This is a genomic window from Acidobacteriota bacterium, from assembly GCA_039028635.1.
GTDB lineage: Bacteria > Acidobacteriota > Thermoanaerobaculia > Multivoradales > JBCCEF01 > JBCCEF01.
Genome location: JBCCHV010000021.1, coordinates 42,989 through 60,648, shown reverse-complemented (window position 1 = coordinate 60,648; position 17,660 = coordinate 42,989). Strand labels below are relative to the sequence as shown.

Annotated in this window: 13 protein-coding genes; 3 read left to right on the top strand and 10 right to left on the bottom strand. The window is 67.0% G+C overall.

All coding sequences use genetic code 11. The annotated features are described in order from the left end of the window. Positions 1–326: 326 nt before the first annotated feature. The 3 genes from AAF604_10580 to AAF604_10570 form a co-directional block, all read right to left on the bottom strand. The gene (locus AAF604_10580) at positions 327–1,700 is read right to left on the bottom strand and encodes a PepSY-associated TM helix domain-containing protein (protein MEM7050099.1); all 1,374 of its coding nucleotides are present in this window, start codon (positions 1,698–1,700) and stop codon (positions 327–329) included. 218 nt (positions 1,701–1,918) lie between these two features. Then, the gene (locus AAF604_10575) at positions 1,919–3,220 is read right to left on the bottom strand and encodes an acyltransferase (GenBank protein ID MEM7050098.1); all 1,302 of its coding nucleotides are present in this window, start codon (positions 3,218–3,220) and stop codon (positions 1,919–1,921) included. A gap of 35 nt (positions 3,221–3,255) precedes the next feature. Continuing rightward, complete coding sequence (locus tag AAF604_10570; GenBank protein ID MEM7050097.1) at positions 3,256–4,443, bottom strand: cytochrome P450; 1,188 nt, start codon at positions 4,441–4,443, stop codon at positions 3,256–3,258. Positions 4,444–4,668: 225 nt separating this feature from the next. On the opposite strand from AAF604_10570, the gene AAF604_10565 reads away from it, so the two are divergent. Genes AAF604_10565 through AAF604_10555 form a run of 3 tightly spaced genes read left to right on the top strand, consistent with a single transcriptional unit; the run spans position 4,669 to position 8,143 of the window. Continuing rightward, a complete protein-coding gene (locus AAF604_10565) occupies positions 4,669–5,745 on the top strand; it encodes a class I SAM-dependent methyltransferase (GenBank protein MEM7050096.1) in 1,077 nt (358 codons plus the stop codon). Then, entirely contained in the window at positions 5,742–6,977 is a 1,236-nt protein-coding gene (locus AAF604_10560) for a cytochrome P450 (protein ID MEM7050095.1), read from the top strand. The genes AAF604_10565 and AAF604_10560 overlap by 4 nt, the downstream gene beginning before the upstream one ends. A 2-nt stretch (positions 6,978–6,979) precedes the next feature. Continuing rightward, positions 6,980–8,143 (top strand): zinc-binding alcohol dehydrogenase family protein, encoded by a 1,164-nt coding sequence (locus tag AAF604_10555; protein MEM7050094.1) that lies wholly within the window; start codon positions 6,980–6,982, stop codon positions 8,141–8,143. Between the two features lie 53 nt (positions 8,144–8,196). Here AAF604_10555 and AAF604_10550 read toward each other — a convergent pair whose 3' ends face one another. The 7 genes from AAF604_10550 to AAF604_10520 all read right to left on the bottom strand — a co-directional run bounded on the left by AAF604_10550 (position 8,197) and on the right by AAF604_10520 (position 17,533). Beyond that, the gene (locus tag AAF604_10550) at positions 8,197–9,396 is read right to left on the bottom strand and encodes a hypothetical protein (GenBank protein MEM7050093.1); all 1,200 of its coding nucleotides are present in this window, start codon (positions 9,394–9,396) and stop codon (positions 8,197–8,199) included. Positions 9,397–9,606: 210 nt separating this feature from the next. Beyond that, on the bottom strand, positions 9,607–11,439 hold the full coding sequence (locus AAF604_10545) for a peptidase S9 (GenBank protein ID MEM7050092.1): 1,833 nt from the start codon (positions 11,437–11,439) through the stop codon (positions 9,607–9,609). A gap of 25 nt (positions 11,440–11,464) precedes the next feature. Beyond that, positions 11,465–12,691, bottom strand: a complete 1,227-nt coding sequence (locus AAF604_10540; GenBank protein MEM7050091.1) for an MFS transporter — start codon at positions 12,689–12,691, stop codon at positions 11,465–11,467. Continuing rightward, positions 12,649–13,431: an SRPBCC domain-containing protein gene (locus AAF604_10535; GenBank protein ID MEM7050090.1), complete on the bottom strand. Its 783-nt coding sequence runs from the start codon at positions 13,429–13,431 to the stop codon at positions 12,649–12,651. Before AAF604_10535 ends, AAF604_10540 begins: the two co-directional genes overlap by 43 nt. A gap of 107 nt (positions 13,432–13,538) precedes the next feature. After that, positions 13,539–14,732: a HEAT repeat domain-containing protein gene (locus AAF604_10530; GenBank protein ID MEM7050089.1), complete on the bottom strand. Its 1,194-nt coding sequence runs from the start codon at positions 14,730–14,732 to the stop codon at positions 13,539–13,541. Further along, positions 14,729–16,636, bottom strand: coding sequence for a cytochrome c peroxidase (locus AAF604_10525; GenBank protein ID MEM7050088.1), 1,908 nt, complete (start codon positions 16,634–16,636; stop codon positions 14,729–14,731). Before AAF604_10525 ends, AAF604_10530 begins: the two co-directional genes overlap by 4 nt. A gap of 48 nt (positions 16,637–16,684) precedes the next feature. After that, positions 16,685–17,533: a hypothetical protein gene (locus AAF604_10520; GenBank protein MEM7050087.1), complete on the bottom strand. Its 849-nt coding sequence runs from the start codon at positions 17,531–17,533 to the stop codon at positions 16,685–16,687. Between the last annotated feature and the right edge of the window lie 127 nt (positions 17,534–17,660).

Sequence of the window (17,660 nt, the reverse complement as noted above, 5' to 3'; positions counted from 1 at the left end):
GGGGCTAAAGGCGCCCCCCTCGGCCGCACGCACATGTCGTGCGGCCTCACCCCCGTCCTCGGCGGCTTTGCCGCCGCCTCGCGCTGATCGCGCTCGGAGGCCGTCTGCTGCTATAGCAGACGGCTCGCTCGTTTCCATTGCCATGCCGACGGCTAAAGGCGCCTCCCTCGGGCCTGCGCGGCCCGCCAGCACGCACATGTCGTGCGGTGCGGCCGGCCAGGCACCCCAATCCAGGGCGGCCCCGTCCTCGGCGGCTTTGCCGCCGCCTCGCCCCATGGGCTCGGACACCGTCTGCTGAAGTAGCAGACGGCGTTCTCTCGCGGAAACTATCTGTCCGAAATGCGCGGTTTGGATGTCCCCTTGGGGACTCGCGGCCCCGCTGCACTCCTGTCGGCGGCTCTGCCGCCGCCCTGTCGGGAGCGCCCGGCCGGTTGGGCTCGGGGTCCCTCGGGGGCGAAGGATGCCGCAAGTCGAGAGTCTTGCAGCAACCTGCTCGCGGGTTCGGGGATCGCTACCGGAGCCGGTGTTCGGGGAGCGGCGCGCCGGCGGGCCGCCAGCGCCACCCGGCCGCGGCGCTTTTTGGCCCAGATGACGAAGCCCGTCGCCACCATGGCGCAAATCACCAGGCCGGCGGCGAAGATCAGCAGCCGGCCGGGCCAACCGAAGGCCTGGCCCGAGTGCAACGGATACTGCCAGGCGAGCAGGGTATCGCCCAGGGTGCCGTCGCGGGCGTGGCGATCGGAGACCACGGCGCCGTCCTCCATGCTGACATATAGGAAGCGACCGCCGTGGATCGAGATGTCGCGGCGATCGAACAGGCGCACCAGATAGAGCCCCGACTGGGGCATGATCGAGACCCGGTCGGCCTCCGCTCCGCCGGTCTCACGCCGGGCCACCGCCAGCGCCTGGTCGACATCCACCGGCGCCTCTAAGAGCGGCTCTTCGAGGCGCGGTGCCGTTTGGTGAGGGCGCGGCGTCAGGGGCGAGAACCAGCTAACCGCGGCGCGAAACTCGCTGTTCCAGTTGAAGTAGACACCGGAGACCGCCAGGGCGAGGGTGACCGGCGCCAGCCAAAGGCCGCCGGCGCGGTGCAGGCGATAGACCAGCGAGTAGCCGCGAGCACCGCCCTTGACCACCCAGCTCTGCCACCACCGACGTGGATTCGGAAAGGAGATCCAGGCGGCCGCGAAGTGATCCCAGATCCACAGAAAGGCCACCAGACCGAGCACGAAGGCGCCGAGATTGCCGAGCTTGAGATCGCGATGGAGCTGATAGACGAGCTGGGCGAAATGCAGGCGGTCGAGCTTGAAGGCCCCGAAGACCCGCGTCGCCAAGACCTCACCGTTGTAGGGGTCGACGAAGACGTGGAGCTTGCGCGGAATCTCGACGTCGCTTCCGGGTCGCGCCGCCAGGTAGGCGAAGAAGGGCTCGCCGGGGCGGTTCGGCAGATTGGCGAAGGAGGCGTAGCTGCCGGGGATGCTGGCCTCGGCGGCCTCCACGAGGCGCTGAACGGGCAGCCTCTCGCCCGCCACCGGCCGATACCAGAGATCGCGATTGAGGGCGCGATCGATCTCCTGGTAGAAGACGACAAAGCAACCGGTTGCGGCGAGGAAGAACAGCCACAGGCCGGCCAGCAGGCCGAACCAGCGATGAGCCCAGACCAACAGGCTGCGGAGCTTTGTCCAGACTCGTTTCGTCACGCGACGCTCTCCGCTTTCAGAACCACCCGGATGCCATCGATCACCACCCCTGCGTCAGCGACCGCGGCCACCGATCACCGACGCCGGCCGTGGGCTGGCTCGCCGCGGCCGGCTACCGCTCGCCGGCGGCCGGTCACGGCTTCAGCCCGAGCTCGAGCCAGGCCGGCCCGCGCCGGCCGGATCGGGCCGGTCCCGGTGATTGTAGCCGGCGCCGGCGGCTACGCCGTGGGAGAGGCCGAGGCCGCCGGAACCGTTGCCGGGACTTTCTGACCTTTCTTGAGATCGCGCAAATTCATGAACGGCTTCTCCACCGTCACGTACATCAGGAAGGCGGCGAAAAAGGCCAGAATCGGCAGCACGATGTAGTAGACCAACATCGGAATCCGATCGAGCCCTCCCGGTGCCAGCACGCCGAACACCATCACGAAGACGATCGGGTGCAGCAGATAGGCCGAGTAGGCGAGCTGAGCCGTCGAGTACCAGATGCGCCAGGAAAGAAACCAGATCACCGACCGATTGATCGGGTTGTCGGTACGGTAGCGCGTGTAGAGCAGCAGGTAGGCGACCCCCGCGCTCAGCAGATAGCGATAGCTGGTGAGGAAGAGGAAGCTGGCGGTGCTGCTCTCCCAGCGCGGTCCGGCGGAGTGGACGGTGCTGGCGGTCACCCAGGCGATGATCGCCAACGAAGCGAAGAAGCCCACGGTGGCGAGGGTCGGGCGCCCCTCGAAGAACTCCCGCACCCGGTAGTTGAGGTAGAGGTAGGCGGCGATGACGCCGCAGAGCAAGGCGCCGTGACGGGCGTAGGGTTTGATGTAGAGCTGCTCGGCCCAGGTCAGGAAGCGTTCGTCTTCGACCCCCAACGACCAGGGCACCGGTGCCCAGACGTCGAAGTAGGCGATCAAGGCGCCGCGAATGACGAAGGCCAGCGCCAACAGGGCGAAGAGCAGCGGTAGGCGCCAGCGCTTGGCCAAGGGGTAGAAGATCAGAATCAAGAACACCGGAAAGGTGAAATAGAACTGCTCCTCGATGGCCAGCGACCAGCTCCAGTGCATGGCCTGGTCTTCGCCGGGGAAGAAGTTGTTGATGTAGAGGATGTTGGTCCAGATCATGTGGCAGTTGACCTTGACCACCACGCAGTACACCCCGAGGGCGACGAAATAGGCCGGCATCAGGCGCAAGAAGCGGCGGATATAGAAGCGCTTGATGTCGAGGCGGCCGGTGTTCTGCCGTTCCTTCATCAGCAGGATCCCGATCAGGAAGCCGCTGATGACGAAGAAGAAGTCGACGCCGTAAGGCCCGCCCAGGATCCACAGCGGAGCGCCCTCCAGGAGCTCGACGAAGGTCGCCTCCTCCATGAACACCATCTGAAACCAGACGCAGTGCATCAGGATGATCCAAAGCACGGCGAGGGCGCGCAGCCCGTCGACCGCCCGCAGGTGCCCCGGCGGCGGTGAGAAGAGCTGCCGCACGGTCTTGCGCGGCGACATCAGCTCCCAGGCCCGCTGCATGGTCTCACTCATGGCTCAATCTCCTTGCCCCGCCCGGCGGCCGAGGCTCAAAACTCCAGCGGCAGCGCGGTCAGGCCGCGAAAGCCGAAATTGGTCGACCAGACGAGATCTTCCGTCGCCAGCCGGAGCGCCGGCAGGCGGGTGAAGAGTCGCCGGAACACGATGTCCGCCTCCATCCGCGCCAGGTGACTCCCGAGGCAGAGATGGGGCCCGTATCCGAAGGAAACGTGGCGGTTGGGGCTGCGCGTCAGATCGAGACGATCGGGCTCGGCGAACTCGTCGGGATCGCGATTGGCGGCTCCCAGCAAGAAAATCAAGAGCTCGCCGGGAGCGATCGTCTCGCCGTGCAGAGAGATCTCTTCGGCCACCAGCCGGCTGCCGATCTGCACCGGACTGTCGAAGCGCAGCAGCTCGTCGATGGCCGTGCGGCCGAGGTCCGACCGCTCGAGATAGCGCTGTCGCGCCGCCGGCTCGCGCAGCAGCGCCAGCAAGCCGTTGCCGATCAGGTTGCGGGTCGTCTCGTGACCGGCGAAGAGCAGCATGGCGCACTGGGCCCAAACTTCCTCTTCGCTCAACGCCTCTTCGGCCTCGAGGGCGAGAAGCTGGCTGATCAGATCCTCGCCGGGCTGACGCCGCCGCCGCGCCACCACCTCGCGGAAGTAGTCGGTCAGCTCGCGCAGCCCGGTCTGCGCCTTGAGGGCGATATCGAAGGTCGCGAGATCGCGGCCGAAGAACTCGGCGACGTCGTCGGACCAGATCATGAAGCGTTGCCGATCGGCGGCCGGGATCGCCATCATCTCGGCGATCACGATGGCCGGCAGCGGGTGTGCGAGGTCGGCGATGGCATCGCAACTTCCCTGCCCTTCGACCGTGTCGATCAATCCGTCCACCACCTGGGTGATGCGAGCGACGAGGTCGGCGATCACCGCCGGCCTAAAGCCCCGCGACATGGCGCGCCGGGGGCGGGTGTGCTCCGGCGGATCGAAGAACAGCATCCACTGCGAGAACAGGCGTCGGAAGTCCGTCAGCTCGGCCTGCTGCTCGGCGCTGAACTGGAAGACCAGGGCATCGCTGCGGCGGGCACTGAGGCGAGCATCGCGCAGCAGGGCGCTGATGTCGGCGTGACGGGTGAAGGTCCAGGCGCCGCCGAACATCTCCATGCGATGCATCGGTCCCTCCTGCCGCAGCGCCGCCAGGGCGGGATAGGGGTCGGCGAGGAAACCGTCTCCGAACAAACGACTCTCCAAGGACCGTTCAGGGTCCGACTGCGGCGCCCGAAGTGGAGCTCCGCTCCCTGTGTATAAGTCAAGGCTTCAGCAGGCCACTTATCCCAGATTGCGCACTGGCCCTTGGCCCGTCCGGCGGCCGCAATCTCGGAGAAGCCGATAAGACCTATCGGCGATAGGCTCGAAAGCCTCGGAAAATCTCGCTTTCTCAGTTGCGGGGAGAACTGCCTGCCGATGACCTCCAGCACCGTCGTTCATCACCGCCCGGTCACCTACCAAGACGTCTCGCCGCTCGACTGGTTCCAGCTCCGCTCGTTCCTCTGGGAGGGCCTGGCCGACTGGTCGACGGACCATCCGCAGCGCTGGTCGCAGATCGCCCAGCAGGTCAACCGTGCCTGTCCGGACAGCGCGCCGCGCTCGCCGGAGGTCTTTCACGGCATCTACCAGCGCCTCACCGAGGCGATGCCCGAGGTGCGCGAGGTCGCCACCAAGCCGGGGCTCGGCATTCGCCTCTGGACGCGCATTCTCTACAACTCGGCGCAGGCTCTCTTCGGCGCGCCGCCGGTGTTCATGAACCTCGGCTTCGTCGGCCTCGGCGACGGCGCCCCGGGGGCACCCGACCTGCAGCCCGAAGACGAGCCCTTTCGCCTCAACATTCAGCTCTACGAGTGCCTGATCGGCGGCTCCGACCTGACCGGCAAGGACGTCCTCGAAGTCGGCTGCGGCACCGGCGGCGGCTGCTCCTACATGCACCGCTACCGCGCCCCGGCGACGGTTACCGGCATCGACCTGGTGGACGACAACATTCGGGCTTGCGAAGCCTTGCACGGCAGCGAAGGGATGACTTTCCTGCAGGGCGATGCCCTCTCCCTCCCCGTGCCGTCAGACTCCTTCGATGCGCTGGTCAACCTCGAGTCCTCGGGCTGCTATCCCTCGATGGACAGCTTCCTGGCGGAGGTCCGCCGAGTGCTGCGCCCGGGCGGCGAGTTCCTGTTCGCCGACCTGCGGCCGACGGCCGAGGAATGGGGGCCGGACCGCACCCTCGACGGCCTGCGCCACCAGCTCGCCGATTCTGGCCTGGAGGTGCTGCAGGAGCGCAACATCACCGCCAATGTGCTGGCTTCCATCGATCTCCAGGAAGAGGCCCGTCAAGGCGCCCTCGAAGCCTTGGGCGTGGTCGGCGCCGACCGCCTGCACTTCGACGAGATCATGCTCTGCCACGGCTCCCACAACTATCGCAAGCTCAAGACCGGCGAGTTGCAGTATTGGAACTTCACCTGCCGCTCCCCCGCCTCGGAGGAAGTACCATGAGCACCGCTCCAGCCACCGAGAAGCTTCCGGACATCCTCGAGTACGCCGCCCGCATCAACCCGTACCCGGTCTACCACGCCCTGCGGCAGCAGGATCCGGTGCAGTTCCACGAAGGCTGGGGAGGTTGGCTGTTGACCAGCTATCGCGACATCGGCGCCTGCCTCAAGGACCCGCGCCTGTCGGCGAGCGGCACTCTCGGCAAGATCTTCGACACCCTGCCGGAAGAGAATCGCCAGGAGCTGACGCCGCTACGCGATCACCTCGAGCGCTGGATGGGAAACCTCGAGCCGCCGACCCACACGCGGGTGCGCTCGCCGATGCAGCGGGCCTTCACACCACGCCTGGTCGAAGAGATGCGACCGCTCATCCAACAGGCCACCGACGAGCTGCTCGACGAGGTCCAGGATCGCGGCGAGATGGATGTCGTGGGAGACCTCGCCTACCCGCTTCCGGCCACGGTCATCGCCAACATGCTGGGGGTCGCCTTCGAGGACCGCGATCGCTTCCGCCAGTGGTCCGAGCACATCACCGACTTCCTCGGCGCCGGCCTGTTCCAGATCGAGGCCATGCGCCTGGCCCAGCGCACCGTCCTCGAAATGACCGAGTACATGCGCGAAATGGTCGTCGACCAGCGCCGCAAAGGGCCCCAGGACAACCTCATCGGGCGCTTCGTCGAGGGCGAGCGGCAGGGCCACCCGATCGACCTCGAAGAGCTTCTGGCCAACTGCGTCCTGCTGCTCTACGCCGGTCACGAGACCACCACCATCCTGCTCGGCAACTCCCTCCACGCCCTGTTCGAGAACCCCGATCAGCTAGAGCGGATCCAACGCGACCCGGACCTCATCGACGGCTCGATCAACGAGTTCCTGCGCTATGACAGCCCGGTTCAGATGATCCAGCGCTCGGCCTTCGAGGATGTCGAGATCGGCGGCAAGTCGATCCGCAAGGGGGAAGTTTTGTGGCTGGTCCTCGGAGCGGCCAACCGCGATCCCGACCAGTTCGCCGATCCCGACCTCCTCGACGTCACGCGACGGGAGGACAACCGCCACTTCGCTTTCGGCCTCGGCACCCATTTCTGCCTCGGCGCCGCCCTCGCCATCACTGAGATCCAGATCAGCCTGCGCACCCTGCTGCGCCGCATGCCCAATCTCCGACCGCGGCCGCAGGCCGAGCTCGAGTGGGTCAACAACCCGATCACCCGAGCCCTCAAGGCCCTGCCGGTCGACTTCTAGCCATGCCCAACGGAACCATCGAAACCGACGCCTGGGTCCTCTATCCGGCCAACCAGAACGGCCACCACGGCCTGGTGCGCGAGCGCTTCGAGTTCTCGAACATCACCGAGGACGAGGTTCTCGTCGAGCCGCTCTTCGGCTGCTGGGAAGGCAACATGTCCCACGCCCTCGACCGCCGGCCGGTGGACATCTGCCGCCAGCGCGACGAACCCCGGGTGGTGATCGGTAACGCCGGCGTGGTGCGCGTGCTGCGTCCCGGATCGGCCATCGATGACCTCGCCGAGGGCGATATCTGCCTGGTGTTCTGCAACGGCATCTGGGACGAGCGCGGCTTCCCCAAGAAGATCTATGCCTACGACGCCCCGGGCAGCATCGGCCTGCTGGCGCGGCGTACCAAGCTCCATCGCCAACAGCTCATCCGGCTACCGGACGACACCCGCTTCACCTATCCGCAGTGGGCCGCCTTTTCGCTGCGCTACATCACCGCCTGGGCCAACTGGCGAGCCGCCTACGGCTGCTGGCGGCTCCACCTCACGGCCGACGAGCAGGACCTGCGACCGATCGTCTGGGGCTGGGGTGGCGGCGTCACCTATGCCGAGCTAACCCTGGCTGCCCTACAGGGCGCCGACACGGCGATGATGTCCTCCGACGACCAACGCCTCGAGCTGATCCGCGAATCGGGCATCGAACCGATCGATCGCCGGCAGTTCCCGAATCTGGCCTACGACCCGAAACGGTATCGCAGCGACGAGGCCTACCGCGCGGCCTACATCGACTCCGAGAACGCCTTCCTCGAGCTGGTGGCTCGCAAGACCGGCGGCCGCGGGGTGTCGATCCTGGTCGACTTCATCGGCCTACCGGTCTTCCGCGCCACCCTCAAGTCCCTCGGCCGCTCCGGGGTGGTCACCACCGCCGGCTGGAAAGAGGGCATGAACCTCTCGACCGTCCGCGCCCTCGAGTGCATGAGCTGGCACACCCACGTCCACACCCACTACGCGCGCTACCCGGAAGCCCTCGAGGCCGTCGACTACGCCGAGCGCGCCGGCTGGATGGCACCGGTCAACGGCCACGCCACGGACTGGGACGAGCTCCCCAGCCTGGCCGAGGACCACGCCGCCGGACGCCTGACCTCGTACTTCCCGATCTTTCGCGTCAATCCCGTCTGAGGGGTTCGCCGGCAGCCAAGGCGGCGCCGACGGCGGCCTCGCGAGGGGTCCCCTCAGCAAGGCACCGGCGCCGGTCGCGGCGCATCGCGCAGGCGATCGAGGGTGCCGCGCAGCTCGGCGACCGTCGCCACCGACAGGGCATCACCCCGGCGCAGCGCCTGGATGACCAGCCGGGCCTCGGGCGGCACATCACCAGCCAGCAGGCTGTGCAAGCAACGCTCGGCAGCCTGCTGCCCGCGGCCGCGGGCGCCACGCCGCAGATAGTGCTCGGCCAGGTCGAGGGATGACCGAGCGGCCTCGAAATCCTCGCCGCGGCCGCGCAAGGCTCCCCAGGAGGCGAGCAGCATACGCTCGGCCTCCGCGGTGCGGCCGCGTCGGCTGGCGAGACGGCCGGCGAACCGGCAGGCGTGGCCATGGAGCCGTGGGAAGGGCCGGCAGGCCCCCAGTGCCACCGGCAGGGCGGCCCTCAGCGCCTCCCAGCGCTCGAGGGCGAAGAGTGCCTCGAGGCGAGCGATCTCGCAACGGGCGAGGATCCGAGCCGGCAGCTCGCCGGCGAAACGCCGGCAGCGCTGCAGTCCTTCGAGGGCCCCCAGCGGGTCCCCCTGGAGCAACCGCGACAGAACGAACTCGAGGAGCGCCTCGACGGCACGGCTCACCGTGCGCTGGGTGAGAAAGAGCCGCCAGGCGCGCAGCAGCAGCCGATCGGCGCGATGGAAGCGGCGCTGTTTGCGACACAGCAAGCCTTCGAACAAGTCCATCTCGGCACGCAGCCCGAAGTCCGTGATCGGTAGCCGACTGCGCAGCCGGCGGGCCAAGGCGAAGCCGAGCTCGGCGGTCTCGAGGTCGCCGAGCAGGGCCTCCGCCTGGGCGCGATAGACCAGCGCCGTGGTCATCAGCTCGACGGTGAAGGAGTTGCGTTGCCGCGGGTAGAGGACGACTCGATAGGCGAGATCCGCGAGATGTCGTGCCCGGGCCGGCGACACCTCCATCGCTGCCCGACTGTGCTCGAGCAGGTGCTGCGCCAAGAAGGGACTGCGGAAGCGCCGCCGGGCCCGCGCCACCCGCCGTCGCGCCTCCTCGCCACCCAAACGCAACAGCAGCCCGAGGTCGCGATCGGCGTCACGCCGCTCGACCGCGAGACGAGTCGCCACCGCCGGCGCCGACCTCTCGTTGCGCGCCAGGAGCGAGTCGTAGGGGGAAACCGCCGGAGGCTGAGAGGACAGCGGGGATTCGAGTTCGAGTTCGTCGGCCATGGCGCGGAGGCGGTCGGGAAAGCCCTTCGCCGGACATATTGAAAGTGTTCTATTTCAAAAATATAGTTATTCATCCTGGCAAAACCGTGACAGTCCCCTCGGGAATCGCCCTCCCGCTGCTTGCCGGACAAAACAAGAGGGAGGACCGATCTCGGTCCTCCCCTGGGTCCTGCTTCACCTCCGCCCGACCGGCGGATCAGGTCAGAGCAGTCAACGATGATGGAGATCGACCGGCCCGATCACCGGTCCGTCGTGATCCGACGACGACATCCGACCGCCCTGCGCCGTCTGGAAAGGCGTCATCGGCTGGTCGGCCGGCTCGCCGGCTTCCGCCGAAGTGAGCGGCGAGCCCTCCCCGAAGGGATTCTCGATCAGCCAGTACTGCACCTCCTTCTCCACCGTGGTGTAGAGGATGCTGCGACCATCCCGCGAATAGGAAGGCCAACGAGCACCGGCGCCGGCAGCGGTCAGCACCCGGGGCTCCTCCCCCGGCGCCGCTTCCGCCAGCACCTCGAGGTCGTGCTCGTCGTAGAAGCTCCACACCGTCCGGCCGTGAGCTCCGCGACGCGGGAAGTTCTTCTCGACCCATTCCGGCGACGAGAAGTTGCTCACCCCGCCACCGTCGAGCTCGATCTCGAAGAACCCCCAGGTCCAGTCGCCGCCGCGAGTCGACATGAACAGCACGCTGTCGCCCTCGGGCGACCAGGAGGGACTCTCGTCGAACCAGGAATCATCGGTCAGCGGCGTGACCGAGCGGCTGGCGAGGTCGAGCAAGTAGAGGTTCGCCTCGAAGGGCTCGGTATCGCCCTGGAAGACCAGGCGCCCGCCGTCCGGCGACCAATCGACGACGCCGTCGAGGCCGCGCAGGCCGACCACGCCATGGGTCAGATCCTCGAGATCGCGACCGTCGGGACGCACCCGGGCCAGCTCCCAGCGCCGCTCCCGCCGGGCCGCGAAAGCGATCCACTCGCCGTCCGGCGACCAACGCGGGTAGCAGGCCTCGCCGTCGCCGGTGGCGAGAGGCGTGATCGTGCCCAGCCCGCGATCGAGGATCTTGATCACTTTGTGCGCGCCCTGCTGGGAGCAAAAGGCCACTCGCCGGCCATCCGGTGCAAAGCTCGCCTGCAGCGGTTCCTGATCGGCCCCGACCAGCTCCTCGACTTCGCCGCTGTCGCGGTCGAGCACCGAAAGGGCGGTACCGCGATGAACGATGCGGTGGAAGAACAAGCGCTTGCCGTCGGCGCTCCAGGTCGGCCAGCGGTCGTCGTGGCCGGAATGGGTCAGGCGCCGCGGTCGACCGCCGTCGGTCGCCATGACGTAGATCTGAGAGGGGCCTTCGGCGGCCCGCGAGAAGGCGATCCAGCGCCCGTCCCGGGTCGGGCTCGGCTTGTAGTCCCAGGGCTCGCCGAGGGTCAGCGGCTCGATCTCGCTGGCCCCGAGGGCGAGGCGAAAGAGGTTGCCGGAGCCGTAATCGTAGCTGTGACAGAAGACGCCGCCACCGCGGGGATCGAAGGTACAAGCCCCCTGCTGCCCTTCGCGCGGACTGATGCGCACCGCCTCGCCACCGCTGGCCGGCACCACGAAGAAGCCGCGCCGACCCCAGGGTCCTCCCGTATAGATGATGCGCTCGCCATCCGGCGACCAGCTCGGGTAGTCCTCCTCGAGCTCCGAATCGGTGACCTGGTGCAGGTCACCGCTCGCCAGGTCGAGGGTCCAGACGTTCTTGAATCCGCCGCGCGCCGACGTGAAGGCCAGCTCACCACCATCCGGCGACCAGCGCGCTTCGAAGTCCTGCTCCGGATGATCCGTGAGGCGGGTCCACTGGGCGCTCGGCATGTCGTACATCCAGAGATCCCACTGCCCCTCCCGCTTCGACGAGATGACGAACTGCTCGCCGTCCGGCGACAGGGTGGCGTCGCCTCCACCGGAAGGATCGACGGCGACCATCCGCGCCGAGTACTGCGCCACCTCCGGCGCCGGCGCGCAGCCGATCATTGTCAGCACCCACAGAGTGCCCACCATTCCCAGGTTCTTCAGGCTCATGCTGCAAGGCCTCATGGTTCAGATTTCAGGGGGTCGCCATCAGGCGGCGTCCACCGGCAGTGAGCTGTGACACCAGCGCCGTTCCGAGGTAGGCGACGCCGGCCACCAGGAAGAGATGCTGCGGAGCCCAGGCGGCGGAAAAGGCCGTCGCCACTCCCATGGCGAACAGCAAGGCGACGTTCTCCGCCTGCCGAACGGCGGCGAAGACCCGCCCCTGGTAGGCCTCGGCGATCACCCCCTGGAGGATCGAGTAGAAGGGCACCATCACCCATGACACGACCATACCCCAGGTCGCCACCAACAGGGTCGAGGGAACCACCGACGGCACCAGGGCATAGAGCAGCAGATGGGCGCCTTCGGCGAGAAATGCGTAGCTCAACAGCGTCCCCTGGCCGAGGCGCGCCACCAGCCGAGGGGCGGTCAACCCGCCGACGATGCCGCCGATTCCGAACACCGCCATCTGCCAACCGAGCACGCGCTCGCCGGCGGCGAGAAAATCAGTGATGAAGAACGGCGCCAGCGGAATCCACAGGCCGACACAGAGCAGGCTGACGAAAAACAGTCCGGTCATGCGGGCAGCGATCGGGTGGCGCCGCAGGTAGCGCCAGCCGTCGACGATCTCGTCGACCGGCGAAGGCCGCTCGGTCCTCTCTTCGGCCGGCGGCAGGGCCGGAAGACGGGTCACCAACCAGGCGCTCAACAGGAAACTGGCGACGTCGACCACCAACGTGATGGTCAGGCCGAGGGTGAGCAGGAGCTCGGCCCCCAAGACCGGCCCGGCCACCAGCACCAGATTGAAGGTGGTCTGCTCGATGCCGTTGGCCCGCGGCAGATCCCGCTGCGCCACCAGCCGCGGCAGGGCCGCCGTCCGAGCCGGCTCGAAGAACACCGCCGCCACCGAGTGGAGCGCCGCCATCGCGTAGATCATCGCCGGCGTCGGCGAGATCAGGATCGCCGCCATGAAGACCGCCCGCGCCAGGTCTGCGAGCACCATCACGCGACGCTTTCCGAAGCGGTCGATGAAGGCGCCGGCAGCCGGTGCGACGAGGGCCCCGGGCAAGGTCTCGCAGACCACCAACAGGGCGACCTCGGCAACCGCCCCGCGCTCCTGGAAGAGAAACAGGATGAGGCCGATACGGCTGACCTGGGAGCCGGCCTTGGACAGCAGGCTGGCCAGCCACAGGTTGCGAAAGTCTCGCTGCCGCAGAATCAGCGGTAGAGCTCCTCGAGATCGCTCAGGCAGCGCTGCCAAAGGCCGGCATAGCGTGTCCGGTGAGTGATCCGCGCCGCCTCGGCGAGATCGTTCCAGCCGCGGTGGGTGACGGCGACGAAGGTGCCGAACTCGCCCACCAGGGTCTCGACCAGGGCTTCCGTCGGCTGGTCCCAGGACGGCTCCTCGAAGGTCGCCAGGACCGTCGCCGGACGCACCGGGCGACACTCGACGGTGGCGGCCGGGAAGGCCTGGCGCCACCAATCGGCCTCCGCGAGCTCCGGCAGGCGCCCTCCGGCACTGGGCAGCAGCGCTCCCAGGCCGATGGTCTCGCTCCAGCGATAGCGGGCGTTGCGCCCGCTGCCGGCGTGGGCCGCCAAACGGCCGAGAAAGTCCTGCCAGCCAAAGCGCAGGCTCTCGACCTCGGCGAGGGTCAGGGCACCGCGATCGTGGACCGTCACCTCGGTCCCTTCGCCGGCCGGCGTCAAATAGATTCGAATGCGGAAGACCGGGCCGAGGCCCATGAAGCGCCAGTCGAGGTCGAGGCGACGCCCTTCCCGCCAGGCGGTGACCTTGCCGACGAAGAAGTCGCCGTCACCGAAATCGAAGCGGAAGGGCTGATCGAGGGCCAGGACCGCGATGTCGGCGAACCACTGGCGCAGACGGGAAGGGTCCGTGAGGCAGGCCCAAAGGACATCCGGTGACGCCGGGATCACCTGCTGACGAAAGACATCGAACAAGCTCTCACCTCCCCAGAGACGATGCTGCCACGAGACCTCCACCTTCTTCCTCGCGTCCTCCTGGGACGAGAAAGGCGGCCCGGGAAACCCGGACCGCCTTCATCGAAAATTCCTGCGCGGGGGCGGCGAGGCCGCCCCCGAAACCGGCATCAAACGGCCGGGTTCATGCTGGTGGTCAGACCCGGCTCGTCGGCGATGCCGTCGAGGTTGGAGTCGACCTCGCCCTTCGCCGTGGCGTAGGACTTGAGGTAGTTGAGGTCGAGCTTGCCATCACCGTTCCAGTCGACGACCTTGCCCTTGAAGCGGCCGTTGATGAACGTGTTCGTGATGTCACCGACCTCCGGGTGGTGCAGCGTCGAAAGCACCGAGTTGCCCGGGAACAGGAACTCACCGCCGGCCTCTTCGATACGCTCGAGGTTGACGAACGCCCAGCCCTGGAACAGGCCGCGAACGTACTCGATCGCCTTCTTACCGCGCACCTCGATGCTGTCGTTGAGGAACCACTGGCCCTCGCGAGCGAAGGGAACCGTGATGCGGTCCACCATGCCCTCGGACATGTCGTTGGCGCGACCCGAACGGAAGAACGGACGATCCGTCTGAGTCTCGAAGTAGAAGTTACCGGAGAGCGGCGTGGTGCGCTCCGTGAAGCCGCGGAAGAGGAAGGTCTCGTAGTGGTCGCTTCCGTCCGCGTGCAGTCCCTCGAGGGTCTTGGAGATGACGATCTCCTTCTCGCGGCTCTCGACGATCGGGCAGGCCAGAGCCTGACCGTACACCCGGGCCAACATCTGCGGGCTCAGGAGCATGTGGCCCCACATGTCGTGGCCTTCACCCAGACGGATGTAGAGGTTGGCCGCAATGTGGAGGTAGATGGTCTCGTCGAAGGTACGACCCTCGATGTGATTGAACTCCCGCTTGCGACGGAAGTCCTGATCACTCCAACCCATCTCCCAGCAGAACACCCGCGCCCACTCCTGAACCCGCGAGTCGGCGTCGTTGCAAAGGTCGAGAGCGACCTTCGAGGCCTCGGGGCTCGGCAGCCACTCGAGGGTCCAAAGGGTGTTGATCCGAAGATCCGAATCGGTGTCCTCGTAGAGCGCCTCCTTGAGAACCGGGAAGGCCTTCGCGCCTTCACGGGTCATCAACTGGAAGAGGGCGTGCTCCCGGAAGACCGGATCCTGCAGCTCACGACCGTCGCGGGCGAGCTGCTCGCTGGTGCGGGACTCCAGGCCGATAGCGGCCTTGTGGATGCTTTCGCTGAAGCGAGTGGTCGGATCGCCGTAGGAGGCGCCGTCGAACACTCTTTGCGTCTTCTCATCCGTGCGCAGAGCGATGGGGCTGATCATTCCCTTACTCCTTTCTCAAACAACTGTTTTTCCCCAGGGTCAGACTCTTCCGAGACTGATTCTTCATTTCTAACCTCAGACAAACTGGCACGCCTCACCTGCCCTTGGGGCTCCCCCGTGAGGGACTTCAGGAATGCCACCAGATCGCGGCGTTCCTGAGGCTTGAGCCCGAGCGGTTCGAGGCGAGAATCTTGATAGGGGTTGTCGTTGCCGCCACGGTTGTAGAACTCCACCACCTCGGTGAGGGAAGTGAAGCTGCCGTCGTGCATGTAGGGAGCCGTTTCGGCGACGTGGCGCAACGAGGGCGTCAGAAAAAGGCCGGTCCTTTCTTCGTGGCTAATCAAAGCCACGCCCGAGTCCGAGAACTCGCCGGTCTTCGGGTCATAGCCCACCCCGGTGTTGTGGTACTCGTTGTCGAGGAAGAGGGCGTAGTCCTGGCCCATGGTGTGGCACTGGACACAGCCGGCCTTTCCCCGAAAGAGGTCGAGCCCACGCTGAGCGCTGACGCTCAAGGCCTGCTCGTCCCCTTGGTAGTAGTAGCGGTCGAAGGGCGAGTTCCCGGACAGCAGCGTACGCTGATAGGTCGCGAGCGCCGTTTCGACATGCTCGAATTCAATCCTCTCCACCCCCATGGCAGCGCGAAATGCTTTGACGTATTTCGCCTCCCATCGGACATAGCCGAGCACCTGGTGGTAGACCTGAGAGCGGTCCATCTCCATGGCGTGGCTCATCGGATACTTCGCCTGATTCTCGAGGGAGTGGGTGAAGCCGTCCCAGAACAGCGCGCCCTTGTAGGCGACGTTGAGCAGGGAAGGCACGTTGCGAGCGGTGTTTTGCCCGGTGATTCCCACTCCGGACGGCTGACCGTTGGCGAAGGCCTTCTCGGGCAGATGACAGGTGCCGCAGGAAATGCTGCCGTCGCGCGACAGATTCTTGTCGAAAAAGAGCTCGCGCCCGATCTCGGCAATCTCTGGCGACGCCGGACGACCACTGGGGACTGGCACCGAAGGCAGTCCCAACTGGGTCGCCGGGCGCCAATGGCTCGACGGGGCGAAGGCCGCCGTCGTCATCCGTCCGCCGGTCGTCGCCCGGGAGGCTCCCACCGGCTCGCCCTGTCGCGAGTAGATGTCCCCACCGGCGGCGCTGCGGTTGGCAATCACCATCCGCACGCCGTAGCGCTCGCTCAGCATCGCCACCTGGCGCCGCCACTTGACCGGTTCGTCGACTCCCCAGGCGGCGGACACCAGCACGGTGTCGGCGCCGCGGTCGGAGAGACGCGGAATGGCGGTCAAGAGGTCGTCGCCGGCGGCCACGCCGATGCGGCGCTCACCGGTATCGACGGTGTCGAGAAGCACTCGCGGCTCCCCCCGAATGAGCTCGCCGTCGCTGCCGTCGATGCGCGGCATCACCTTGCGAAAGTGATGTCGCACGTCGCCGCGCGGGTCGAGCAGGAGGGTGGTCACGTAGTGCCCCGGACGATCACCGCCGTCCTCGGCGAGGGAGAGGGCGATCCACACTCCGAACTCCTGCGCCAGATCGGCGAAGTGCTGCGAAGTGGGCCCCGGAATCGCCTCCGCCCCCACCTGAGGGCCGGACAAATCATCCAGGCGACCGTGGATACCGAGCTCCGGCAGGACGATGTAGCGCGCCCCACCCTTGGCCGCCGCAGCGATCAGCCGCGTGGCCCGAGCCCGGTTCTCGGCGACTTTGCCGGGAACCGGCTCGTAGTGCAGGGCCGCGAAAGACGCCGTCTCGGCCGTCTTTCCCGTCTCTGCCGGAACCGTCGCCACGCCGCCGGGAGCCAGCACCAGGAAGGCGACCGCGGCCACAGTCCAGACCACGCCTCGCCGGCTGCGCCCGAAAGCGCGCCGCTGGGTCGTGGTGTTGGCCGTTGGCTGCATCATCGCCTTATTTCTGGTTGCTGATTCCGTGCGTGCCCGAGAGGATCTCGCTTACCAGGTCACCGCGTCGTTGGTGTAGCTGTAGTGGCGGACGGCGACCTCGCCGTCGCTACCGGTCGCCACCAGGCTCAGGAAGCCATCGGCCAGGTTGCCGGTGGCGGAAGCCGGAGCCAGCGAGGTGTGCACCTCGTCGAGCGGCACGCGACCCGCGACCTCGCCGGTCTCGCCGTCGATCAGGCGCAGCTCAGCGCGAGCGTGCTCGTCGAAGCTGCTCACCCAGGTGCACAGGATGTCGCCCTGCACCTTGGCCAGGCCCATGGCGCTCTCGTCGGACCACAGGGCCTCGAGGGTGGCGCCGGACTCGACGTCGATCACCGCCAGCTGCGGATAGCCGACGAAGATCTGGGCGATCAGGGCGTTGCGCTCGGCATCGAACTCGAGGCCGCCGGCGGGACCGGCGATCGGGTAACGACGAACGATCTCGCCATCCTTGGCGCTGACCTTGAGGATCTCGGCCGGCTCCAGACTGGAGACGAACAGGTGACCCTCACCGTAGGCCATGCCGCCATACTCGACACCACCGAGGTCCCAAGCTTCGACGACCTCACCGCTCTTCTTCTCGACGGTGAGGATCTGGCCGCGCAGGTTCTCCGGCAGCATGGCCTTCTGGCCCGCCCGGTAAACCGGCTTGCGGTTGGCAGCGACGTAGTAGAGCTCGTCGTTGCTGGGATGCGGATAGATTCCGGACAGCTCATTGTTGAGACCCGGGGCGACATAGTCTTCGATGACCTGAATGCCCGCGGTCTTCTCGGCATCGGTCGGGCAGGCAACGGCCACTCCGGCCGCCACCAACGCGATCAGGAGACTACCGAGCACTACCTTCGTCCATTGGTTCGACATCTCACCAACCTCCTCTCTGGACAAGTGTTGGGGATCTTTCTTCGAGACCGCCGAAGCGCGCAGACCGCGCCCGGAGCCCCGACCTTCGATTTGACTCAACGCCGCACCATGCGGACGGTTTGATTCC

Bases quoted from the DNA above. Each gene is read 5' to 3' on its own strand.
- AAF604_10575 (MEM7050098.1), bottom strand. From the start codon at position 3,220: ATGAGTGAGACCATGCAGCGGGCCTGGGAGCTGATGTCGCCGCGCAAG.
- AAF604_10565 (MEM7050096.1), top strand. From the start codon at position 4,669: ATGACCTCCAGCACCGTCGTTCATCACCGCCCGGTCACCTACCAAGAC.
- AAF604_10560 (MEM7050095.1), top strand. From the start codon at position 5,742: ATGAGCACCGCTCCAGCCACCGAGAAGCTTCCGGACATCCTCGAGTAC.
- AAF604_10555 (MEM7050094.1), top strand. From the start codon at position 6,980: ATGCCCAACGGAACCATCGAAACCGACGCCTGGGTCCTCTATCCGGCC.
- AAF604_10550 (MEM7050093.1), bottom strand. From the start codon at position 9,396: ATGGCCGACGAACTCGAACTCGAATCCCCGCTGTCCTCTCAGCCTCCG.
- AAF604_10545 (MEM7050092.1), bottom strand. From the start codon at position 11,439: ATGAGCCTGAAGAACCTGGGAATGGTGGGCACTCTGTGGGTGCTGACA.
- AAF604_10530 (MEM7050089.1), bottom strand. From the start codon at position 14,732: ATGATCAGCCCCATCGCTCTGCGCACGGATGAGAAGACGCAAAGAGTG.
- AAF604_10525 (MEM7050088.1), bottom strand. From the start codon at position 16,636: ATGATGCAGCCAACGGCCAACACCACGACCCAGCGGCGCGCTTTCGGG.
- AAF604_10520 (MEM7050087.1), bottom strand. From the start codon at position 17,533: ATGTCGAACCAATGGACGAAGGTAGTGCTCGGTAGTCTCCTGATCGCG.